Source organism: Paenibacillus sp. RRE4 (genome assembly GCF_031844205.1).
In the GTDB taxonomy this organism is placed as follows: Bacteria; Bacillota; Bacilli; order Paenibacillales; family Paenibacillaceae; genus Paenibacillus; species Paenibacillus xylanexedens_B.
In genome coordinates this window covers 3,058,092-3,081,423 of the sequence record NZ_JAUZUT010000001.1, presented here as the reverse complement: position 1 = coordinate 3,081,423, position 23,332 = coordinate 3,058,092, and the positions used below count along the sequence as shown (strand labels likewise).

Annotated in this window: 22 protein-coding genes and 1 pseudogene; 15 read left to right on the top strand and 8 right to left on the bottom strand. The window is 42.9% G+C overall.

Features of this window, described 5'->3' with window-relative positions; translation table 11 throughout:
- Window positions 1–14: 14 nt before the first annotated feature.
- From Q9R46_RS13835 to Q9R46_RS13795, 10 genes and pseudogenes are all read left to right on the top strand, one after another.
- Window positions 15–1,091 (top strand): WXG100 family type VII secretion target, encoded by a 1,077-nt coding sequence (locus Q9R46_RS13835; protein ID WP_311280428.1) that lies wholly within the window; start codon window positions 15–17, stop codon window positions 1,089–1,091.
- Between the two features lie 16 nt (window positions 1,092–1,107).
- Window positions 1,108–1,545 (top strand): hypothetical protein, encoded by a 438-nt coding sequence (locus tag Q9R46_RS13830; protein ID WP_311280427.1) that lies wholly within the window; start codon window positions 1,108–1,110, stop codon window positions 1,543–1,545.
- Between the two features lie 289 nt (window positions 1,546–1,834).
- Window positions 1,835–2,095: a pentapeptide repeat-containing protein gene (locus tag Q9R46_RS28580; protein ID WP_483874822.1), complete on the top strand. Its 261-nt coding sequence runs from the start codon at window positions 1,835–1,837 to the stop codon at window positions 2,093–2,095.
- A 362-nt stretch (window positions 2,096–2,457) separates the two neighbouring features.
- A pseudogene (locus tag Q9R46_RS13825) lies at window positions 2,458–2,926 on the top strand (DUF6985 domain-containing protein).
- A 71-nt stretch (window positions 2,927–2,997) separates the two neighbouring features.
- A complete protein-coding gene (locus Q9R46_RS13820; protein WP_311280426.1) occupies window positions 2,998–3,249 on the top strand; it encodes a hypothetical protein in 252 nt (83 codons plus the stop codon).
- 55 nt (window positions 3,250–3,304) lie between these two features.
- Window positions 3,305–3,790, top strand: a complete 486-nt coding sequence (locus Q9R46_RS13815; RefSeq protein WP_311280425.1) for a hypothetical protein — start codon at window positions 3,305–3,307, stop codon at window positions 3,788–3,790.
- Window positions 3,791–3,801: 11 nt separating this feature from the next.
- Window positions 3,802–4,227 (top strand): hypothetical protein, encoded by a 426-nt coding sequence (locus Q9R46_RS13810; RefSeq protein WP_311280424.1) that lies wholly within the window; start codon window positions 3,802–3,804, stop codon window positions 4,225–4,227.
- 165 nt (window positions 4,228–4,392) lie between these two features.
- Window positions 4,393–4,773 (top strand): ribonuclease toxin immunity protein CdiI, encoded by a 381-nt coding sequence (cdiI, locus tag Q9R46_RS13805; protein ID WP_311280423.1) that lies wholly within the window; start codon window positions 4,393–4,395, stop codon window positions 4,771–4,773.
- Between the two features lie 328 nt (window positions 4,774–5,101).
- Window positions 5,102–5,566, top strand: coding sequence for a hypothetical protein (locus Q9R46_RS13800; RefSeq protein WP_311280422.1), 465 nt, complete (start codon window positions 5,102–5,104; stop codon window positions 5,564–5,566).
- Between the two features lie 198 nt (window positions 5,567–5,764).
- A complete protein-coding gene (locus Q9R46_RS13795) occupies window positions 5,765–7,675 on the top strand; it encodes a synaptonemal complex protein 1 (RefSeq protein ID WP_311280421.1) in 1,911 nt (636 codons plus the stop codon).
- 817 nt (window positions 7,676–8,492) lie between these two features.
- Here Q9R46_RS13795 and Q9R46_RS13790 read toward each other — a convergent pair.
- Complete coding sequence (locus Q9R46_RS13790) at window positions 8,493–8,711, bottom strand: helix-turn-helix domain-containing protein (protein ID WP_311280420.1); 219 nt, start codon at window positions 8,709–8,711, stop codon at window positions 8,493–8,495.
- Window positions 8,712–8,824: 113 nt separating this feature from the next.
- On the opposite strand from Q9R46_RS13790, the gene Q9R46_RS13785 reads away from it, so the two are divergent.
- Window positions 8,825–9,094 carry a DUF6809 family protein gene (locus Q9R46_RS13785; RefSeq protein ID WP_311280419.1) on the top strand — a complete coding sequence of 90 codons (270 nt, stop codon included), beginning with the start codon at window positions 8,825–8,827 and terminating at the stop codon, window positions 9,092–9,094.
- Window positions 9,095–9,229: 135 nt separating this feature from the next.
- Here Q9R46_RS13785 and Q9R46_RS13780 read toward each other — a convergent pair whose 3' ends face one another.
- Window positions 9,230–10,420: a right-handed parallel beta-helix repeat-containing protein gene (locus Q9R46_RS13780; RefSeq protein ID WP_311281029.1), complete on the bottom strand. Its 1,191-nt coding sequence runs from the start codon at window positions 10,418–10,420 to the stop codon at window positions 9,230–9,232.
- Window positions 10,421–11,198: 778 nt separating this feature from the next.
- Window positions 11,199–12,791 carry a catalase gene (locus tag Q9R46_RS13775; protein WP_311281028.1) on the bottom strand — a complete coding sequence of 531 codons (1,593 nt, stop codon included), beginning with the start codon at window positions 12,789–12,791 and terminating at the stop codon, window positions 11,199–11,201.
- A gap of 219 nt (window positions 12,792–13,010) precedes the next feature.
- Between Q9R46_RS13775 and Q9R46_RS13770 the strand changes: the two genes are divergently transcribed.
- Window positions 13,011–14,975: an ATP-dependent DNA helicase gene (locus tag Q9R46_RS13770; RefSeq protein ID WP_311280418.1), complete on the top strand. Its 1,965-nt coding sequence runs from the start codon at window positions 13,011–13,013 to the stop codon at window positions 14,973–14,975.
- Window positions 14,976–15,329: 354 nt separating this feature from the next.
- Here the strand turns inward: Q9R46_RS13770 and cysK are convergent, their stop codons facing one another.
- The 4 genes from cysK to Q9R46_RS13750 form a co-directional block, all read right to left on the bottom strand.
- Window positions 15,330–16,409 (bottom strand): cysteine synthase A, encoded by a 1,080-nt coding sequence (gene cysK / locus Q9R46_RS13765; protein WP_311280417.1) that lies wholly within the window; start codon window positions 16,407–16,409, stop codon window positions 15,330–15,332.
- A gap of 109 nt (window positions 16,410–16,518) precedes the next feature.
- The gene (locus Q9R46_RS13760; RefSeq protein ID WP_311280416.1) at window positions 16,519–16,905 is read right to left on the bottom strand and encodes a YhjD family protein; all 387 of its coding nucleotides are present in this window, start codon (window positions 16,903–16,905) and stop codon (window positions 16,519–16,521) included.
- Between the two features lie 622 nt (window positions 16,906–17,527).
- Complete coding sequence (locus tag Q9R46_RS13755; protein WP_090922613.1) at window positions 17,528–17,761, bottom strand: hypothetical protein; 234 nt, start codon at window positions 17,759–17,761, stop codon at window positions 17,528–17,530.
- The gene (locus Q9R46_RS13750) at window positions 17,758–18,795 is read right to left on the bottom strand and encodes a nucleotide-binding protein (protein WP_090922612.1); all 1,038 of its coding nucleotides are present in this window, start codon (window positions 18,793–18,795) and stop codon (window positions 17,758–17,760) included. Before Q9R46_RS13750 ends, Q9R46_RS13755 begins: the two co-directional genes overlap by 4 nt.
- Window positions 18,796–19,706: 911 nt before the next feature.
- On the opposite strand from Q9R46_RS13750, the gene Q9R46_RS13745 reads away from it, so the two are divergent.
- A complete protein-coding gene (locus tag Q9R46_RS13745) occupies window positions 19,707–20,435 on the top strand; it encodes a YitT family protein (protein WP_145413137.1) in 729 nt (242 codons plus the stop codon).
- A 211-nt stretch (window positions 20,436–20,646) separates the two neighbouring features.
- Here Q9R46_RS13745 and Q9R46_RS13740 read toward each other — a convergent pair whose 3' ends face one another.
- Complete coding sequence (locus Q9R46_RS13740) at window positions 20,647–21,135, bottom strand: DUF2188 domain-containing protein (protein WP_311280415.1); 489 nt, start codon at window positions 21,133–21,135, stop codon at window positions 20,647–20,649.
- A 188-nt stretch (window positions 21,136–21,323) separates the two neighbouring features.
- Here Q9R46_RS13740 and Q9R46_RS13735 point away from each other — a divergent pair, with 188 nt between their 5' ends.
- Together Q9R46_RS13735 and Q9R46_RS13730 are read left to right on the top strand one after the other, a co-directional pair.
- The gene (locus tag Q9R46_RS13735) at window positions 21,324–22,124 is read left to right on the top strand and encodes a lipid II flippase Amj family protein (RefSeq protein ID WP_311280414.1); all 801 of its coding nucleotides are present in this window, start codon (window positions 21,324–21,326) and stop codon (window positions 22,122–22,124) included.
- 581 nt (window positions 22,125–22,705) lie between these two features.
- On the top strand, window positions 22,706–23,311 hold the full coding sequence (locus Q9R46_RS13730; protein ID WP_311280413.1) for an anthranilate synthase component II: 606 nt from the start codon (window positions 22,706–22,708) through the stop codon (window positions 23,309–23,311).
- Window positions 23,312–23,332 lie beyond the last annotated feature (21 nt).

Here is a 23,332-nt window from a genome sequence, read left to right as displayed (position 1 = left end):
AGCGGTGAAAACGGATGAATACAATCAAAGTAACACCTCAGCAGTTACATCACGTATCCAGTCAGGTGGATCAGGCGAGGCAACAATTGGAGCATATTCAAGATCATCTTTCCAAGCAGATCATGTTCCTTCATGCCATGTGGATGGGTGTGACACAGGAGCGCTTTTATGATGATTTTGCGCGGTCGCGTCCCGTACTACAGAAAGCACTGGAGAGCATGGTGTATACTTCGAAAGAGTTAAACGATATTGCGACACGGTTTGAAAATGCAGATGCGGAGAAAGGCAGTCTGGGCGGTGTTATTGGTGCTGTTGGTGCGGCAGCAATGATGAAGAGCTCAGTAAGTGATGCGGGTTCAGAGGACAAAGGCTACCGGATGGCACAAGTCGATGTCCTTGGTAGGCTGATGTGGATGCCTGTAAACGAAAATGGTGTTCCCGATCAGGCATCTCTGCAAGCTTATGAGAAGGATCAGGGGCATTTGGATATCAACCGGATGCAAGCAGGTCATGCGGAAGAGCCGGGGGAAGATATTAATGCATTGCAGATTAAAGCTTTTGAAAATCGAATCCATTCCTTCACGGGCGAGCCTGTATCCGATAAGTATGCTCAAATGATGCTGACTTCTCTGAAGTTCAGTCAGATCTTTATGGCTTTTCAGATGGTTCGCGGAAGTATGCCGGGACGCAAAGGACCGTTTCGCTTACCTGCTTCTGATCCGGCTGTGGCAAAGATTAAAAAGAATTTGGAAGCTAATATTAAGGGGACGGGTGGAACTAAGATTTTCAGTGCAGGTGGAAATGCTGAAATAAGAGCAACTAGACGTCCTGCATTTGATAATTGGATGGAAAATGGCTTGGAAGTCAATGATCAAAGGTTTAAAATGAATCAACATGCATACAATAGCCTATTTAAGTCAGGTCGTAAGGATATAATGCCGCAAGATATTACTGCTGCTTTAGGTACAAAGCCGACACCAGGTAACCCAGGAAGTGTTGTTTATACTAATCCTGCAACGGGTACGAAGGTTTACATTAATCCTTCTACTCAAGAAATTGTAGGAGTTCAACCTGGTAGTTTCAAAGATTAGGAAGGAGTACTTTACTGTGTTAAAAATAAAAAATGTAAAGCCGTCAGATTCAGGATTTTATACGGAATCTTCCTATACCCCATCTGTACAAACATATAATATTTTGACAGAACATATGTCAGATGATTGTATTCCAATTCAAATTGAATGTGGCGGATGTATTTGGTTGGATAATGAAGGAGCTCTTGGAGAAATTGAATTCATTTATCCCAAGACAGTTCAGGGTCCTTTACTTCACAATGTGGGACAAAGTATTATAGGTACTCCGCATTTTGAAGTAACAGATTCCATATATGAAAGTCCATTCGTTCAGGTCTTTGAAGGTGGTTTTGTAATCTGGCTAAAAGAAGTAACCCATATTGAATTGGGTATATCAGATGGAGGTATTATCTATTTTACTTCTAACGACGAACTATGTGGGATATTAGCAACAAAGACAGTAATAAATGAGTGAAATTTCAACCCTTACCGGCATAGAGTGAGACGTGAAAAGTTTTCATATCCAAGTGGGCCTGAGCATATTGAACAATTGAAGAAAGCAATTGATAAAGAAGGAATAGCAGATAGAATATTATGGTTCCCCTAAGGAGTGGGGAAATGGAAGAAAAAGATATAATTAATATGTTTGCCTTGCATAGAAAGTGGGTTGAGACAATTGGTGATGAAGGTGAGCAGTTAAAGTTAGATGAAGTTATTTAAGAGTTTTTGACTTATCTGATGTATTACTTGAACAATCCTATTTAATAGATTGCACTTTTGATGATCTCAAACTGGAAAATGTTGATTTTCATTCATCATTATTAGCCTCATCAACTTTTATCAATGCATCTTTAGATCAATGTGATTTTTATAAATCAGATCTTAAGTATACGGATTTTTCCAACTGCATCATTAGAAATAGTAGATTTAGTAAAGGTGATTGTTGGGAAGCAGCATTTAATAACGCATGCTTGGTTGAATGTAATCTGATTAATGTATCTCGACATTTAAAGATACGTTGTTAAACGGAGTAACACTAAAGAGTATTAAAGGGATAGAAGAGGCTTTTTTTCAGAGTATAAATATTGGCACACTGGAAAAACCAGTGTTGTTAGAAAAAGAAGAAGCTAGGAAATGGTTTTTAGAAAAGTGTGAATCCTAATATTTGTTTCACTACATCAGACAGGTTGATCTTAGTTGGGGACTACAATGATTGACCTGTTTGGGTTATTTTCGTTTTCTGCCTGCCAGGTTTGTAGATAACAAAAAAGGGGATGCTGCAATACAACATTACAGTGAGAACAAATCTGCTAACTTCTCTGAGAATACAATTGTCTGGCGTGTGGACCTAGAGGACTTTAAAAAAATAGTTGAGGAAGATCTTATAATGAAAATGAATGATTCAGTTTTCGGCGAGCTCGAACATGAATATGTGTGGACTAAAGGACATGACTATTCAATTTTTTGAAAATGAAAACAAAATATCACTCATGATTGATGGAGATGAGGACGGTATATTTGATGAAGAACAGTACCTGGCATATCAGGCATTAATGAAAAATTGGAATGATTTGCAGCAAAATTTCTTACAAAAACTCTTAGAATATTATCAACAAAAGCGATATGAACTGGGTTATGATATTTCTTTTCATGAGAACTATCCCTTAGTTGAAACAACGGACCAAATTCTGGAGATGATTGAGTTAGATGGAATTGTGGTTCCCTATGGAGATATAAGGGAAGGCCGAGATATTGGAGTACTATTTAATTGCTCATGGGATAAGGAAAATGGAGTGGGACTTCGTTTATTGGATGAAGAAGTGATTGAGGTTGGATACCAGGATATCGTAATTTAATTTTGCTCAAGCTTGCAAACAACTACAAAATATCAGGTCGTCCGTGGAACATAATCAGGAGGGGATACATATTGGCTTCATTCGTTTTGTTACTTAAGGAAATGGAAGATGAGGAAAAGGTTATTTATAAATTTGGACCAAATGAAAAGGTAATGGGGAGAATAGAGTTAAATAAAATAACAAGGGAATTTGCAGAATTAGACCCGATTCCTGACCCAAACATTGCAACAAAATTTCACTTCGATAGAGCAGCACAAAAATTATCCGTTTGTTTAATTAGAGAAAATGGATTTTTCCCTAATAGAACCACATTCGAATCTTAATGTTTATATAAACTTTGATTGATTCGAGTTTGAGAGAGGAGGGGATTACAATCTCATGGGCACTTCAGCTGTTATTTTAACGCAAAAAGATAAATATTCTCCAGACCAGCTCTTGGCTGATACGGTTGTTGCGGCTTTTCATTCGGACGCTGCTCTTTATTTCTATAACAACAAAACGTATACCAATGAAGGAGAATTTTTATATACAACGCTTAACATTAACCGTAAGTCACCTACAGGTGACAATGAAGCCTCATTAATTTTCCATATTCACAGCATAAGTAGCCCGAGTACTGAATTTTATGCTCACGAAGATTTAGGTTTAGATCTTAGCGAAACCTTATGCCAAGTCGGGCATATTGAAGATATCTATGGTAATCAAGAGTTAATATTTCATTTTATTTATGAATATCTCAAACTGAATCCTGATGATTATTTCTGGATAGCAGACAATGATTGGCTATACACCCGGGAGGACATGCAAAAACTGAAATCCGCATCATATGATCCAGACTGGTGCTATCAGAATCCTAGAGACTAATGAGATAAAGGATGATGGCTTTGACCTTACAAAAAACAGTGGAAACACTGCATCAATGGATTGACCAGAATTGGTCGACATTAGATCAGACTGAATTAAAAACAACGAGAGAGACGGTAGACTCTTTATACCATCAATTGATATCTGAAATAGATCATACGAACAACTCGGATCATTTATTGGAAGCAATCCATTACGAACTTACTCATTTCTTTCTGCCGATTCCTTGTGTAATGAAGATGTATCAAAGATTGATTTGGTTGAATCCATCCGACCGTTCCCATTATGAAAGGTTTACAGATTACCTTTTACAATATGGTCCCGATTGGGAGGAAGAGGCGAGTGCTTTAATCGAACTTTACATGAAAGAAGATTTTCGAAATGCTTGTGAATTTACACAAAAGATTGAACAAGTTAAAGATTTTGAGAATAAGTAATCGATGTTCAGGTATCATACCAAATGGTGATAAAGGGTACGAAATAATTCAAAAGAAGATTCTTTCAATATAAAAGCCAGAAAGGTGTTTTCTTGAAAGAAGAAGCGGAGTTAGCCGTAGGTTGGATCAATACAAAATATATTGAGATCTTGAGGTTCTGATCGAATGAACTTTAGAAGTATAATGACAACGAAAGCTGAAATAGATAAATTAGTCGAATCTTATTTCTGGATTATTGATTTTCCAAGAGCTTTAACATACTTCGGAGATCGTGAAAGACATGGGTATGGTTCAGGTCCACTGGAAGTACAATTCTCATCCTATCATTCGCCAGAAGAAGAAGAGTACATTGGTGATCAGAAAGTATGTTTTATCGGAGAGCCTCCAGCATACGATGAAGATGTAATGGCAGTCATGGAGCATGATGAATTTTATAATTATTTGTTGATTTACAGTGAGAAGTACGTGGAGGAGCATCCAGAAGATAAACAGGAGATATTTAATTTATTAGATTTGGTGAAAAAACGATTGGGTTTACATTCTTAACTTACTGATTGTGATTCTAAAATCATTTGTAATCCAGAGCGGATATTCGTTTTATTTTATACGTCATAGTAATTGTAGTCTAAGTATCGGTGTGAATTTTGTAAGAGTCGAAAACAATCGAAACGTTACTATTAGCCCCGATAGGTGTTTTTTAAAATCTGAGAGCTCTTCCCACTTGAAATATCGTGAGGAATGAGCTTTATTTGCGTATAGAATGTAAATAAAGAAGGTGAGAGGTAGCAAGTAAGGGGCTCGATAAATATTGCGGGCTTTACTTACATGATTACATCTGTCTATCCGTTGGATTAAGAAGAATGGAGATATGAACATGATTAAATATAGATACACTATTGAATATAAAGAGGATTTCAACGAAGCTATTCTGGACGTAGGCATAGATTTATCTTTAAAAAATGGTTATCTGATTACTAATTCTTTGGGATCGGATATATTTGGAGATTTCGCCACGATCCAGAAAGAGGTCGGAAACTTAATTGAACTACTGAAAGGGGAAATAACGTTATACGAAGGTGGAGGGAATGTCAATTTAATAAGATCAGACAAGTCTTTTACAACTTTTGAGGATATCTTTGCTGAAGAAGAGGAAGAGGACAGTACATGCAAAATTAAGACGTTAGAATATGTAAAGATCCTATTGTTATGGGCAAAAGAGAACTTTCAATATAAAAGCCAGCGAGATGTTATTTTGAAAGAAGAAGCAGAATTAGCAGTAGATTGGATCAATAAAAAATCTATTGAGGTTTGTGAGCTTGAGAGTCAACAAGTTAAGTAGGTAGAACTTATATCATGGAGTTGGTAGTGCTAACTTCTATTTACTGTTGAAAAATGCTGATTTTAAACATTTGCCATATAACTTGAACCGTAATAGTGGAAAATGTTTTAAATTCCTAATAATATACTTTATAGAGAATGTTTATTATTATAAACAATCAAGTGCAAATAGTAGAATAGATGTAAGGAGGGTGTATTGTTGAAAGGCATAAATGAAGTCAAAACTTCCGATTTAAGTATGAACTGGGCTTTTGACATAAAAACAAATAGGAAAATATCTGCAAGAGAAATTCATAATAATAAGCTATTAAAAGTGTCCAACCGATATGTATGTATAGGATGCAAAGAACTTTCGAAACATTTGATCTTGGATAATGAAAAAGATAAAAGACAAACAGTTCTCGAACATGTTTCTCATGATGAACACCCTTTTTTCAGAAAAGGAAAGCTTCAACAGCATTACAAACGTTGTCGTTTCCGAAGTCCGGATTCTAATGTTATTTCATTGGCAAGTATGAATGGCATAAATGTTGATGAACGAATGAAAGTGCTGAGAATTTTGACGAGCGCGAAACTGGTTAGAAAAATTGGAAATTCATCAGGAAATTCGAGACAAGCCTACAGCAAGTTCTTTACTTATCCTGCTCATCAGAAGTTTTACTATTTTCTTTCAACTCTTCTCAAAGAATATGAGATTAGTACATTTAAAAAGAATATTTCTGCGTTCACTGTTGAAACAGAGACCGAAGATAGAGTTAAATTTGCTGATATGTTTGGATTACAAGACGACATTGTTAAGCAAGTCGATAAGAATTTAAAAAAATCTACAATTAGCTTAGCCATAATTATCGGAACAGTGGGTAAAATTACAAACAAAGGTCACTTATTAATTGATTTCACAACCAGCCGAGACATAAATAACGGAAATACAAAACCGTTTCGGCTGTTTGTTCATCAAGATTACGTTAGTAAAGTGGGGAATATCTACTTATTGGAAAATCAAAAAATTGCTTGTTACGGATTTCCAGATAAAAAGTCTTTATCATATGGAAGTGTATATCAAATGGAGTTATTTTCAATTGAGCATCAAATATTTTTCTTCGAAACGCCCCCTTCCCTAGATTGTATTGAAGCAATTAATAATCACAATGATCCTCTTGGGTATACTTTACAGGAATCTGAGAGCTTTATAACAAGACTCTGGGGTGCCGAGAGACTGAACGATCAGGAGATAAAAGAAATAATATCCTCACATTCACAAATTGGGCTTAATGATTACAAAACTGAGCTTGATAGGGACAGAGTCAAAGAAGAGAAGTATAGGGATTTCATTAAAGACAGGGAAAATCTTATTTTGGAGACTGGAAGTTTAAAACAGCAAAATAAACAGTTGCAATTGGAAATGCAAAATGTGGCTAAAAACCATAAGGCTTTATCAGCAAGGTTTTTTTCCAAACTTGGTTTTAACCACAAATCACTGAGAGCGATTGAGATTGATATGCAACAGATCCAAATGCGGGTTTATGAACTCGAGAAACTATTAAATAAAAAAGAAAAAGAAATTGAACAAAATAATGGTATAAAAAGACAATGGGAAGAATGGTATCAAGCTTTTCAAGAAAGAAGTCAAAAAGTTACTAGACTGCAACAATATGCAGAAAAAGAGATCGGATACAAACAAATGTTAGCTGATTGTCAGTCCACTATCTTTCGAATTCCGTTAAAAAATCCAAGATGGAACCTATTTCTCGGATTGCGTACGAACGTTATTAATGAAAATTTGTTTGCGGTAAAAGGTGTAATTCAACTATATAAGTATCAAAATCAAGCTTGGTTCCCGTCTGACCATAAATCACAGGATCAGATTATTGAATATCAAGTTAGTATAAGTCAATTAAATTTGTCACCTAGAAATGCTATAAAAGGATTTTATTCAAAACTTGGAAAAGCCATAATTGAAAGAATTGTTCTCATGGGTTGGCCTAAAGCAAATTGTCAGTGTGTTAAAGGTCACGGTTTGATGAAGTTGCAATTTAAAAGTGGACAGTATTGGTTTGAATGCTGGGATAAGAACTGTGGAGAGAAATATACATTAATATGGGGAAACTAACCCTAAAAACTTATTATTGATATCTATAAGTCCTTGCTCCTTGGCAAGACACTGTGTTTGTTCAGGAGAGGACATATTATTTAATTGTCCTCTCGAGTTAATGAAACACTCACTTTGGTGTAGTCTAAAACTAAGATAAACTTATTAAATTATTAATTAGATGGGAATATATACATTCTTATTTAGAATAATTTTTATACAGATAGAGAGTTATTTCTTTTTCTTTTAGAGTAGTAGTCTAAGGGGCTCATGAAATCAAGAGTGGTTTCTAAATAATTTTTTGGCATAATACTATTAATGAAAGTGTTGAAAAACTGATAAAAAAGCCTATCTATTTCAAATAAAATATCAATCCATTCTTCAATATCAAAAATATTTCTCTGAATCATATTGAAATGGTTTCCATTAATTGTTCCAAACATCACTGGCCTCTGTTCACCTAAGCCAGGAGTGTAGTATCCCCCCCTATGTTTCATGTAATTGTATTCAGATCTTATTTTACGAACGGTCTTATTAGAATAGAATTCGTGCAGTAGTTCCATTATTTTCTTTTTGTTTCCTAGTCTTAACTTTAAAATCAACACATCATAGGTACAGGCAGCCTGTTGTAATTACATTAGGATTAAATTTTGCGTAGTGACCTTCATGAGGGTTGTATTTCAACCAGCCATGAACATCATACTTCTCATAAAGTTCAAGTGTTTTCATTATTTCACCTCGATAATTGTATATTTTTAGAGTCAAATTATAAATTTATGCTAGATTCCGATAATTTGGCCGGTTACAGTAGCAGTTCATATGAGAATGAATTCTGAGGTTAAGTTTGAGGATAAGGTTTTCTTACATCTGTCCGGTTCAAAAGATAATCTGTGCTAGTCTGATGATAATCAGCAAGCTTAATCAATATAGCGGTAGGAATATCCAACTCACCACGTTCATAGTTGCTATAGACACGTTGACTACAGCCGAGATAGGTAGCCATTTGTGTTTGGGACAAGTCTTTGTCTTCACGCAAATTGCGTATACGAGCATACATGATTATCACCTCACTAATATCATATCTTAGCGCGCTATCCGCTATTGATTTTTAGCGGAAAATCCGCTAAAATGTAATTAGAATAGTTGGTAAAAAGACTAGGTGGGGATAATATGTCAAACCTGATCGAAGATTTGTTTCACGGGAACCTACGGTTGGACGAGTCGATTCATCCTGAACAGGCCGAGTATTACGAAATTAACAGCCAAATATCGGACATCATGCAAAACTACAAAACAAAGCTCCCAGATACAGAATACGATGCCTTGGAGCAACTGATCGATTTGATCGGACAGTCCACATCCATGTACGTGGAAGCGGCGTTTGAGCAAGGTTTTCGTACAGGCGGCAGACTGATGATTGAGGTTTTAGCCAAACCTTGAATATCTATTTACCTTATGAGCCAGTAGACAATACACAGCAATTTAAAAATCCCCTTCTCCATTACCACCGATCAGGCTGGCATGGGGGAGGGGAATTTACTTTATAAATTATTCTTTTTTCTCACCAACTTATACTTAACGCGCTCCAATATTCTTACCCGCTGGCGTACCTGACCCAATCAGATCACTGCCACTTGCAAGCTTCAGGAAGTTACCCAAGACAGGGGTGCCGTCTGCGGCGCGGGTTACCGAAGGAACGAGGGAGACAAAGTCGGCTGCGCTGGCGAGCAGGCCTTTATCGTTGACGCTTTTCTTGTTTTTCCACCAGACGTTGGTGCTGCTGACATCGGTTCCGCTGGTTTTGTCACTGGCGCCGCCCTGGAAGGACAGGTTGTTGGTGAAGATATGTGTACCTTTGTCAAAGGCAAAGTTGCTTTGTCCATTGTTCCATGAGGTGTTGTTGGTCATCTGGATCGAACCCGGATTGCTGTTATAGGTAAAGCCATGCTTTTTATTATTAAATGCAATATTGTTCTCTACAATGTGATTTACGGCAATTTTTTCTCCGCCAAGCTTAAATCCGTTACCATCACTGTTCGAAGTGGACGTTCCGTCGGCGGTTGCCCCGTTGCCGTAAGCGATGCTGTTACGAATCGTAACCGCACCGATGGCGCCTGTGTCTGTTTTGCTATAGAGATCCCAGCCATCGTCTACGTTATAGGCGGCAATACAGCCATCAAAGACGTTCCCTGGACCGACCGTCAGCTTGGCGGCAAAACCGTCTGCATCCTCCCCGTCATCTGGGTCATAGTTGTTGTGAGAGTAGGAACGAATGACTTCGTTATACGAAGGCCATTCACTTTTGGCAGCCGTAGAAGCATAACGCCCGATCTGAATGCCGGTATCCCGGTTATGGTGGGCTTCGATCTGCTCCAGACGGTTGTAGCTGCCACCGATGAAGATACCGTTATCGCCGGCACCTTTGACTTCAAGCCCTTTCACGAACCAGTAGTCTCCAAACATTTGTAATCCCCGATTCGTGGAAGCGAAGGCTTGAGCCGAGAAGTCGAAGACAGGTTTTTCCGTTCCGTAGGCGACCAGATTTTTGCGTTGTGAGGCAGTGCCGCTGTTACCGCGTTCAATCGTAATCGTTTGCGAGAAGCTGTAGGTTCCGCCGCGCAAATAGATTGTTTTTCCTGGGGCGATCTGAGTCAGAGCGTTAGCGAGTGACGTGGGACTATTGATCGTTCCCGGATTGTTGGCAGAACCGTTAGGGGATACATACAAATCACCCGCAGCCAGCGTAAGATTGGAACTGTTCACCATGGACTCTGACGCTGAGGTATCAGGTAATCCGCCTTCCAGCAGTTCTGCGGCACCCACGGAACCACCGCTTAACAGTAATAGAGGGAACGCGGCACTAAGACAGATGTTGGTCATTTTGGATTTCAGGGAACGCTGGGATCGTGCAGATGCATGAGTAGATGTGGAAGGGATTAATTTCATGATGCAAGCCTCCTTGGTTAATTGGAATTAAATTTTAAGCTGGCGGGCGGCAACCGAGTATGGACCGAACAAACAAAACAGCTCAGAACAAAGTAGAACAGAGCAGAGCCTGACTTCAATGAGAGCAGCATATGATACGTCTCTTGCTTCGTCCTACCCGGCTTAATGACTAAAAGGTATCCACCCGGACACAGCTTCATGGTAAATGTTGTAAACGTTATCATCAATAATCATTTGATCAGGTTGCGTTTAAGACTGGCAGGACAGGCATAAGCGCTCCGAATCCCATCCAATCCACAGGGGAAATGTAATCCGATCATTGGCTGATCGCCTTTTTTTAACGAATCATCGTCTGAAATGAACGTGAATATGCCTGTTTTTCCAGAGTGGATCAGACGAGACTTATCCCGAGTCTACCGCTTTGAACTTCATTTTTCTCAAAATCAACAGCCGACACCAAATAAAAAGCCCCATAAGCGGCTGCCAACACAGGCAACCAGACTTATGGGGCGATAACTTTCATCTCACTTTTTATGCGAAAATACTCATCCCGTTATGGACAATACTCATCCTACTCATCCTACTCGTCTAACGCCAATTAATATCCGTCCGTTTCCCGACTACGCTTCTCAGCTTGCTTAACCCCCGGATCATACTTCGGCTGTACAGTTTCACTATCGTCAGTGGATACAGCAGCTAGTCCATCCGCCACTCGTCTTCCGTAATCCGCATCCGCTTGGGTAAAATAAGAGATCATGCGCTCCCGGATATCCGGTTTGCATTGGGCCAGTGCGCCGACCATGTTGTCGATTAACTCATCCCGCTCCCAGTCCTCGAACGCCCGGTAGGTATCCCCGGCTTGTCCAAAATCATTCGTACGCTCGATCTTCTCCCGCACCAGATGGCCTTCCACCAGCGGTTCATGCTCTTTACCACGCGGTTCAGCTTCTGTTAATCCCCCGAGCGAAGAAGGCTCGTAATTCACATGTGGATTTTGACCCGGTGCCCGGTCCACTTTATATTGCATTTGCCCGCCGCTTTGATTGGTAGCTACCCGGTTCTTTGGCGCATTCACAGGCAATTGCAGATAGTTCGCACCCACCCGGTGACGCTGGGTATCCGAATAGGAGAAGGTACGTCCTTGCAGCAGCTTGTCATCCGAGAAATCAAGCCCGTCCACCAGTACACCCGTCCCGAATGCGGCTTGCTCCACTTCATTAAAATAATCCTCAGGATTGCGATTTAAGGTCATTTTACCTACAGGCAGAAACGGAAACTGATCCTGCGGCCAAAGCTTGGTCGGATCCAGCGGGTCAAAATCCAGCTCGGGATGCTCGCCATCCTCCATCACCTGAACGCACAGCTCCCATTCGGGATAGTCGCCCTGTTCAATCGCATGATACAGATCCAGCGTAGCGTGGTTGAAGTTCTGACCCTGAATTTCACTGGCGTCCTTTTGCAGCAGATTGCGAATGCCTTGTTTCAACGGTTCCCAGTGATATTTAATGAGCACACCTTTACCGTCCTGGTTCACCCATTTGTATGTATTTACGCCTGACCCTTGCATCTGCCGATAATTCGCCGGAATGCCCCACGGAGAGAAGAGAAAGGTCACCATATGTGTCGCTTCGGGACTAAGGGAGACGAAATCGAAAAACCGCTCCATATCCTGCGCGTTGGTCAGCGGGTCGGGTTTGAAGGCGTGCACCATATCCGGGAATTTGAGCGGGTCGCGGATGAAAAAGATTTTCAGATTGTTGCCGACCAGATCCCAGTTGCCGTCTTCGGTATAAAATTTAACGGCAAATCCGCGCGGGTCCCGCAGCGTCTCCGGAGAATGCCCGCCATGAATGACCGTCGAGAAGCGTACGAACACGGGCGTTTGTTTGCCTTTTTCCTGAAAAAGACGTGCTCTCGTATACTTCGATACGGGTTCATTTCCAGCCGTTCCATACGCTTCAAATACGCCATGAGCGCCAGCCCCGCGGGCATGCACGACCCGTTCCGGGATACGCTCGCGGTCGAAGTGTGTAATTTTTTCGAGAAAGTGATAGTTCTCCAGCGTGGTTGGTCCGCGGCTGCCTACGGTTCTTACGTTCTGATTGTCGGTAATGGGATGGCCCTGACGATCCGTCAACGTTTCGCTGGATGGGTCTGAGGAATGCCCGGATGGTGAAGAATGTTTATCCATGGAGCGGGATACCACCTTTCCTAAAGTTGGATTCATGTATATTTTTTCCTAGTGGTCAACATCTATACATAGCCCTATTCAGGGCTCTCCATTAACCAAGTGAAAAAAAGCTTGTCTCTTGATCTATCACATGCGATAATTAACTTTTGCCCTGCGGCCTTTTTTGAACGGAAAATGAATGAAAGAGGACCGCGTCTAAGAATGGAGGCTGACCCAGGATTGTCTACACAACGTTACCCTTTTGCATATGATCCGGCTGAACCTTTTGTATCCCGTCTGGGAGAGTGGGTTGCCGATGTGTTTTATGATATTTTGCCAGAGTCCGGCTTCGAGGTACGGGACGAACAGATTTTTATGGCGTACCAGCTCGAACGGGCCTATGGAGATAAAAAGACGATTATGGCCGAAGCCGGCGTAGGAACAGGTAAGACACTCGTTTATCTGCTCTACGCGGTTTGTTATGCACGTTATACGGGCAAACCGGCGGTGATCGCCTGTGCCGATGAGTCTTTGATTGAACAGCTGGTGAAGCCGGGTGGAGATATTGCGAAGCTCGCTGAACATCTGGATTTGCAAGTGGACGCACGTCTGGGCAAGTCGCCAGATCAGTACGTATGTCTGAACAAGCTGAGTGCCGTTCGATTCGCCGATGAGGATGCGCCAGTGATTGAAGAAGTGTACGAGAGCCTGCCGGAATTCGTGAACACGCCGGGAACACTTCAGGCTTTTCATCCGTATGGTGACCGTAAGCAGTATCCGCATCTGAACGATCGCCAGTGGAACAAGATTAACTGGGACCCGTTCCAGGATTGTTTCGTGTGTCCGAAAAGACAACGCTGCGGCCTGACGCTGTCGCGTGATCATTACCGTCGTTCCAAAGACATCATCATCTGTTCCCATGATTACTACATGGAGCATGTGTGGACTTATGAAGCGCGCAAACGCGAAGGACAACTGCCTTTGTTGCCAGATCACAGCTCGGTTGTATTTGATGAAGGCCATTTGCTGGAAGAAGCGGCATTGAATGCTCTCAGTTACAAGCTGAAGCACCGCATCTTCGAGGAACTGGTCACACGTTTGCTCGAAGGCGAGATTCGTGAATCCCTTGCGGAGCGAGTGGATGAGGCAATTGAAAGCAGTGAGCGTTTGTTCCGTATGCTCGACACGTATACGGTAGCCATTCCCGGCTCGGAACGTAAAGAAGTGCGGGTAGAGGCTCCGCTACTGCGTGAGATTGAACGCCTGACAAGCGTGCTGGATGCCATCGGTGAAGAGTTGGTATTTGAGAGTGGTTTGTTCTCGCTGGATGGATATCAGATGCGTGTCGTGGAAGAGCATTTGGATATGATCCAGACGGCTTTGTCTTTGTTCCGCAAGGAGGATGGTTACATCTGTTGGGCGGAAGAGAGCGAGGACGAGACGACATTGTCGATCATGCCGCGTACCGTAAAAGAAATTCTGAACGAGCGTGTGTTCAACACCGGTATTCCGATTGTCTTTTCATCCGCTACGCTGTCCGTGGACAACTCATTCCGTTATGTGGCGGATAGTCTGGGGATTGACGATTTTGTATCGTTCTCCGTTGCTTCTCCTTATGATTACGCAGATAAAATGCAGATGAAAATAGCCGAACAAGCTGTACCCGGTCATGCAGAGAACGAAAACCGTTTGCGTGACGCGGCGGCTTTGCTCCAGGAGAGCGGCGGTCGTGCACTGATTCTGTTCCGTACGATGGAGGAGCTGCTTGTGTTCAAGCAGGATATCGTGCATGTGCCGGAGGCGCAGGGGCTGCGCTTTATGTATGAAGGGGATCGGGAGATCAGTGATCTGATCGCGGCGTTCCAGCAGGATGAGGAGAGTGTGCTCTGCTCCGTCAATCTGTGGGAAGGTCTCGACGTGCCGGGACCTTCGCTGTCCAACGTTATCATCTGGTCGCTTCCTTATCCACCGCAGGACCCTGTATTTAATGCCAAACGGAATGCATCGGCTTCGCCATATGAAGAGATTGATCTGCCGTATATGCTGCTACGGGTGAAGCAAGGGCTTGGACGTTTGATTCGGACAAGCAGTGATTCCGGTTCGGCCGCGATTCTGGATGAGTCCCTCTATACGCAAAAGGAAGCCAAAGACCGCATTGCGGCTCTGCTCCCGGAGGGTGTGGAATGGACAACCTTGGCACATTAATCGGTAACTACCTTTTCAAAGCGTTAAACGAATATGTAGTCGCAGTATGGATGTAGCATGGGACGAGGGATTTCATGGTTTGTGATTGATGTTTGTCATTCCTATTTTGTGATTTATGTTTCCGCTATATGCCTCATGTCTCGTGTCTGATACCTGCGCTTTGCGTGATTACTTTTTTGTTGCGAAAATAAAAATAAGCTCCTGTTCTCTTGGATACATGATCCGAGGTGAGCAGGGGCTTATTTATTTTGATTATCTATTCGGTTATTCATTTGGTTCTCGATTTTGTTATGCGGTATGCACGTAGAGCTTGTGTAGAGATTGTCAGGTTAGGAATCGTTGCCTTTGGCCTTGTTAAAAAATACCCATGCTCAGATACCGTTCCCCGGTATCCGGCGCAATGCAGAGCACCCGGTGCCCCGGCCCCAGTTCCTTCGCGACGCGAAGGGCGGCCCACACCGAAGCGCCAGAGGAAGGGCCGAGCAACAGCCCTTCCCGGGCAGCAAGCTGCCTCATCGTATCCAGTGCGTCCTCATCGGACACCTGGATGATGGCATCCCATACGTCGGTATTCAAGATGTCCGGGATGAAGCCCGGACTTGTACCGACGAGCTTGTGCGGCCCGGGCTCGCCGCCGGACAGCACCGGGGAACCTTGCGGCTCCACCGCATAGATGCGGAGGTCGGGAAGCTGCTTGCGCAGCTCCTCGCCCGTTCCGGTGATCGTGCCGCCGGTTCCGGCTGTTGCGATGAAGGCGTCTAGCCTGCCATCCATCTGCTCCATAATCTCGGGCGCCGTCGTGATCCGGTGAATATCCGGATTCGCCTGATTCTCAAACTGCTGGGGAATGAAGCTGCCCGGCAGTTCTGCATGAAGTTCTTTCGCCTTGCGAATCGCTCCAGGCATCCGCTCCGTAGCGGGCGTAAGTACTACCTCTGCGCCATATGCCTTCAAAATGTTGATCCGTTCCTTGGACATGTTGTCCGGCATGATCAGGATCGCTTTGTATCCTTTGGCAGCGGCGTTCATCGCGAGGCCAATTCCGGTATTACCGCTGGTCGGTTCGATAATGGTTGCCCCAGGCTGCAGCAATCCATCTTGTTCAGCCTGAGCGATCAGGTTGTAAGCGGCACGATCCTTGACGCTGCCGCTTGGGTTGAAATACTCCAGCTTGACGAACACGTCAGCAGAGTCGCTACCTGTGAGCCTGCTGAGTCGAACCGCAGGGGTCTGGCCGATCAGTTCCGTCACATCTGCGGCTACGAGCGGATGTGGATTTGTATTATTTTTCAAAAATGAAGGTGATTGCGAATTTGAACTTCTATCCATAAATACAACTCCTTGATTGAAAAGACGTTTAAGATATATCCGTTTCCCATATTGGAATGGTTGGATATGTCTCTCCATCTTAATGACAGAGCACGTAATGGTCAACCTGTTCAGCAGTCACTTGTCTGGAATATGGAGTCTCGGCAGAGCCTTGCTTCTTTCATCTGCTGGCTTGGGAACCGATCGCGCCTCATACCCCGAAAACCAATCATATTCAAGTTTGGGTCAGATCCATCTGAAGATGGCGACTAAGCTCTTTTTTAACCTCATTACGCGCAAAGGTCCAGAGCATATAGAACCGCTGCATGTATCCCCTGCACAAATAAACGGTTTCGATGCCATCCTTTCCCCGCGTTTCCTCCAGAACTTTCACGCCGCGGGTTCTCATCTGTTTGCGCAGTCCCAGCATCTCCTTAAGCACCTCATTCTGAATACGGGTGAGCGACAGAATATAGACCTCGGGCATTTTCAGAAGCAACGTATCCAGTGTTTGAATATCCCGTTCCAGTACATCCAGCAAAAGCGTACGCACAACCATACCTTTGATCAGACGGTGATCTTCATCGGAAGGGGTGGGGGCGGAAGTAGAAGAGGATGTCATGGCAATTCACTTCCTTAGCCTATAATTGGAATTTAATGTTTACAGAACATGTGTTCCTATATTATAATCAATATATGCAAAAGATAACCGTTATACAACCGAGAAATAATGGAAATGGGTTTGCACTCCATTTTAATCGTTTATATAGAAACCTAAGTTTGAAGTAAGGCGCATGCATCATTCATCTCATTTAAGTCTAATTGCCAAGTAAGAGCACATGATTTGCGTTACAACATATATGATGTTTTAATTGAGAAGTTTGTGGTTTTCAAACGGGTGAATACTTGCTAAAAACGGACAAGCTGACTCCAAAATTTAGGTATAATTTATGGGTTTTGCAGGAAACCTAAGGTCAGAAGAAACCTCAACTTGGTAAAACATATATTCAGAGCTAACGTTCCTTAAGTGCGAATATTGTAATTAGAAATAACAATGAAAGAATATATTGAGGAATTTGCAAGAGAGCATCAAAAAAGCCCTGCCTTGGGCGGCAGGGCCTCGAGTACATGCTGCCGATACAGCGGCAGTCTAAAGGTTAGATGTGCAGACAAATAAAATATAAGCTGTTTCCTTAGTAAATAAACAACTAAAACTAAAGTTTGCAACAGATCGGTACCCAATTTTAAGCAAGATATTGAGGTTTCTCGTAATATGCCTCTTTTTCTAAAATGACCTTGTAAGGCCGCTCCTTGCCCTTCAGTGAGGGGCCGATGGTAACGAGCGGTACGGCCGGTTTGTGGAAACGATCCTCTTCCTTGGGTTCCGGAACCGGTCGTGATGAATCAGGCGCAGAACTAAGGCGAACTTTCTTCTCGCTGCCCCAGCGCTTGCTTATTTTTTTCATTTCCGGTCTCATTCCGGTTCGCCTCCTAACAGATCGTTGATGGCGTTAAACAGTTGACGATTTTGCAAGTCAATGTGCTGAAACACCGCCTCATCCGCTTCAATATGACCAATAATGTGAACGGTAATTACATACCTCTTGGCTACAGGATAGCACAGCAGATACTCTTTCTCAAGGTAATCGTCGTACAGATTTACTTTGATTTTGTTTTCTTGATATGAATCGACAACAAGAATGCGTTTGGGATCATCCGGCGGTTTGTCATCATTGGCGGACAAGTCGTATTTTCTGCCGGGTTCTCCAACATTACCGCATAATTGCTCAATGTAACCATTACCATCTGTACGATAGATCGCAGTGCCGCGTACAGTGAACGGTGGATGTGAAACAAAGGCACTTCGCAGTGCGTCACTCATGCGTTCGAGCATCTGGGCGTCTGCTTTGCGTGTGCGCAGCAATTCCCTAAAGAAACGTAGCAGCTTGAATAACTGTAGTCTTGCCTGATCTTCGGAGCGTTTATGATTCTCGATGATACGCTCGGCTTCGGGATCACTCCAGCGTCCTTGCTCTTCAATGCTGTCTGCGATCTTGGAGCAGGCTACAGATACGGCAGGAGCCCACTTTCCGTCAGAACGAATCTCATATACCAGCGGATTCAATCCCAGCAGATCGGTGGGCATCCGCAATCCTTCGACTTTGGCAGCATCCTTGATGTCCGTAATATCTTCAGGAAGAATGAAAAAAATACGCTTTCGTCCCAGACGGCCCATAAATAGACCCATTTCAAGCATTGTATTATCCCGAACCGATGCGTAGTACTTCCCGCGAATTTTGGATATGTCATCCGGATGGAAGATAAAAATGGCAAAGTCCGTCGTGCGTACCTCAGCTTCCAGATCGTCCATGGTATAACTGCTTGGATTAAATACCCCCGAGTACCACGGGGTGACTTCGGCTGAAAAACGCAAGTTTTCGTGTACAGCGGCTGCAATCGGCTTCGCTTCCAGCGAGCAGCCAATAAAGACTCTCGGCTTTAACGTTTTCATCACTCCGCCTCGCTTAAACGGTAATGGGATTCAATTGTTATATTATACCATAAACAGCAGAGTAAGTCTGGAAACGTTTGAATGGTATGGATGATACCGTTCGCTATAGTGTATGTGCATAAGGAAAAGGATTCCTTTGCTATTGACTAGAAAATAAAAAAAAGCCCGTAATTGTCACAGTTGGGTGACTGCACTGTTATATTTGAAAGCTTCGGTCATAGAATAAAGGAGCAGGTTGCACCATTCGTAAGCTTTGCTGATCCCGGTGTGCCTGTATGACCGCTGGAGCAGTCCAGAGGCTGTTTTATGCGTGTTTTTGCTGGGTTGCTTGTTTAGACCCGGTCACATTGGTGTTATATAATAGAAGTACAAGCAAGTTAGCTTTGGTGTTTAAGCGGAATTGAATGATTACAGGTTTGGAGTCACGTTTGAACTTATGTTCACACAGGAACGAAGAGTGCAGAACCCATCTGTAGAAGCGAAGCGTTCGCGTTTATCACAGGATTATTCCTTTTGAGAAAAGGAATCAAAAAAATCCGGGGATAACAGCGATCGAAAGAGGGTACTGCAATCGGAGTGGTTAGGTGTGAAACAAGGTGTTCAATGTTGAATCTCTGTAATGTTTCCATTCGTTTAACCAAACACGGCTAACCACAAAACACAGAAAGGATCAGGATACCATGAGTCCCCGAAGGACAATCTCCCCAAGGACAATCTGGAAACGTTACGATCTCTCATACACATAGCGCCCCTTGTAGAGTAAATCAACCGGTTCAAAAAAACGGCTGACTCTGCGAAAGAGGGGATTGGGATGAATATTCGAAGGACGTACACGATGATTTCTTCCAGGCTTACCTTTTGCAGGGTACGGTCGGTCTAAAAAACCAACTACAAACTGCGAGGGAACCTGTATGAAGAGAACATCGTTAACCGTACAACACGTGAAGACAGAAGCGATCAAGTTTGCAATTATGTTACTTGGTACATTTATTTTGGCATTTGCTTATTATCACATTAACTTTCAGAATCATTTATCGGAGGGCGGATTTGTCGGTCTTGCCCTGCTCGGAAAATATGCAACGGGTTTATCGCCGGCGATCGGCATGTTGCTACTCGACATTCCTGTCATGATCCTGGCCTGGTTCATTAAAGGCTGGAAATTCATGATCCAAGCGTTGCTTGGTGTGGGTGCATTTTCCCTATTCTATGATGGCTTTGAGCGCTACTCCACACTGGTGATGAATTTTAACGGAAACCTGTGGATTCCTGCGGTACTGTCTGGTGTATTGACCGGGATTGGTGCGGGAATAGTACTTCGCTTTGGTGGAGCGACAGGCGGAGACGATATTCTCGCCGTGCTCGTCAGCCGCTGGAAGGGATGGAAGCTGGGAACGGTTTTCTTTGTCAGTGATGCGTTCGTTCTAGGATTGTCACTCTTCTTTCTTCCGGTAAAAGAAACTTTATATACAATTCTGGCTGTATGGATTGCCAGCAAAATGATTACGTATGTGGTCAGCATTCCGGCTCGCGGTACGGTGGTTACAACATCTGCTGTAAAATTGCCGATTCCATCGGTTGCCGCTAAAGCGGTCAATGCGGCTGCAACACGGACTTCCGTGGCACAAGGCGTAACGCATTGAGCAGGCATTTCAGAATAACCCATAGTTTATATGGCATAAAAAGTATTCGGGCTTTATCAAGCTTTGACTGGTTTGAAGCAAGCTCTGATTTAGAGAGGAATCCCTTTTGTCTGCAGACTCTGCAACAAGAGGGATTTTTTGTTATGCATTAGGACTGCTTTTGGAATACTTTTGAATACATATATGGAATATTAGTGTATTAGATGTAAAATTATGATTTAAGAGAACGAGCAATTTGTCCATCCTGATTATGGATAATGGCTCGAATATGATGTTTGGTGCTCCATGCTTTAGCGGCATTAACAGCCTCCACTTTGGTATCATAGGTGGAATGGTAGTCGGATGTGCCCTCTTGTTTAATGGCCCAGCCAGATTCTGTTGGTACAACATGAATGTTGTGATGACTCTTGGATGAAGAGACAGGCTCGGAGTGGCGCCGATTCCGGGAGGAAGATTTCGAAGGGGACGGCTCTTTATGCTTCGGTGGAGATGATGTACGAGAAGACGAATCGGAACCTGAAGCCGTATGATCAGGGTGATTCTCATCCCATTCCTCCGCCTTGGCTGTTGCAATGGCAATGGCCCGTCCTTCTTCATATCCGTCATCAAGCAGAGCGTTCGCAATGTCGATCGCTTTATGCCGGATCCGTGGCTTTAGATTTTTCATGGATACCGGGTAGTCGTTTTTGTTCCATGGCATACGTTATCCCTCCTGAAATAGTATGGATTAGTAGTATATTACCCTTAGGCCCACAGGCAAATCAGGATAAATGCCAAACCAGTTCTCCTCCCTTTTCTATACTTCCGGGGGCATAGGGCGTATAATACGTTGATGAAGAAAATTGGATAAAATCAAACATAAGAACCAATATAAAGGAGAACGTACATATGTTCAGTTTAAGTCTGGCTCTTCCGATGTTATTCACCATGCTGATCCATGCAACAGATAGTCTATCTTATGCACTTCGTCTTGGCGGCTTACGTACACGTCGGATAGCTCTTGCGATATCCCTCGCAGGCATTTTGCTGCTCGTCTCCCGCACATCCAATATGGCACAGGGCCCCATGATCGGTAGTTTGGTGGATGCCGCCACCCGTGGAACAAACCCGTACTTTGCAACGCAACTCCATTGGTTAATGGGGGCGGCAACGATAGGAACGGCGTTAGCTATCCTCTGTTTCCCAACGATGGTCAAACTCTCATCCAGAATGGTCGTACATTTTGAAGCGGCAGGTTCTATTCCTGCAATGGTTCGCGGTATGCTGAAGAGAAGCAAGATTAGAAATGCAACGTATTACATTACCCCGTTATCCTGGAAGATGGCCAAGCGATTGGTTCATCATGGAATGCCCAGACAATTGATGATGCTAAATGTAGCGGTGACCGCAATCTATACCACGGGTGTCCTGTCCAGTTTGTACGCAGCGTATCTTTACCCAGCGCAGGCTGTAGCTGCATCCCAATCAACCGGGCTCATTAACGGAATAGCGACTATTTTACTAACCATCCTGATTGATCCGCGAATTTCCCTGCTTAGTGACAAATCATTACGTGGCGAGATCCGTTTGGATCGGATGAACCAGATCTATGGCTGTATGCTTGTATCCCGTCTGTTCGGGACGGTCTTAGCACAGTTGCTATTCATTCCATTCGCGTACTGGATCGGTTGGATTGTAAGTATGATGTGATGATAGAACTGGCATTATCAGGATTGTAACCATACAATTCCGAGGGCCAGTTTTTTTGAATTCCGGCTCAAAGTGAATCGGAAAAAAGACAAAAAGACTTATTTTGTATTGAAAATTTACATAATAAGTTATTAAAGTGCAAAATATTTAAAACAAATGGTGGTATACTTATTTAATATGGGTTATTATGAAATAGGAATGTGTTTTCACTTTAATTCCCAACATATGATAAAAATTACCTGTTACAAGTTGTGATGCTTCAGATAACTCCCATTTTTTACCACTAAAAGGCAACCAGACGTCGTTCTCTTTGCTTCTCCTTTACAAGTCACTTATTCCAAGGTATCAACCCTCTGATTAGATTTCATTAAGCTGTAATGAATATTATTTTGCGTATAACACAGAACAATGAACATAATTAAACCGAACAGTCTGTTTTTTTGAATTGCAAGCCTAGCATTCTTGAACGAACTTGTATCAGAACGGCTATTTACACCACCTGTCAGACCGAATAGTCAGTCTTCTATCTCGTGAGTCATCCTTTACTAAATTTTTATTTAATATTGGGGGGAGACCTGCTCATGATCGTTATGATTGATAATTTTGATTCTTTCACGTATAACCTTGTGCAGTACTTCGCTGATTTGGGTGAGAGCATAAACGTGTATCGTAATAATGCGATTACGGTGAAAAAATTGGAAGAGATCTCTCCTGATTATATCGTGATTTCTCCAGGTCCATCCAATCCGTCTAATGCCGGAGTTTCTCTTGAAGTGATACGATATTTTGCTGGGAAAATTCCCATTCTTGGTGTATGTCTTGGCCATCAAGCGATCGCGCAGGCGTTTGGAGGGAAAGTGGAGTCAGCCATGCATCTGATGCACGGTAAGTCTTCGGATATCTCGCATGATGGTAAAACATTGTTCGAAGGACTGCCGGCCGTTCTGAATGTGGCAAGATACCATTCGCTTATTGTCAATCCTGATCTGCCTGAAGAATTGGAAGTTACGGCATGGTCTAGCGAAGGGGAAGTGATGGCACTTCGCCATAAGAAATGGAGTATAGAAGGAGTGCAGTTCCATCCGGAATCCATTATTACTCCATCGGGCAAACAGATTCTGGCTAACTTTTTGCAGAACTGCTCTTCCCCAAAGACAGAATCCGACTCAAGTTACGTTACGCTCTAAACTCACTTCTCAAGGAGGTAT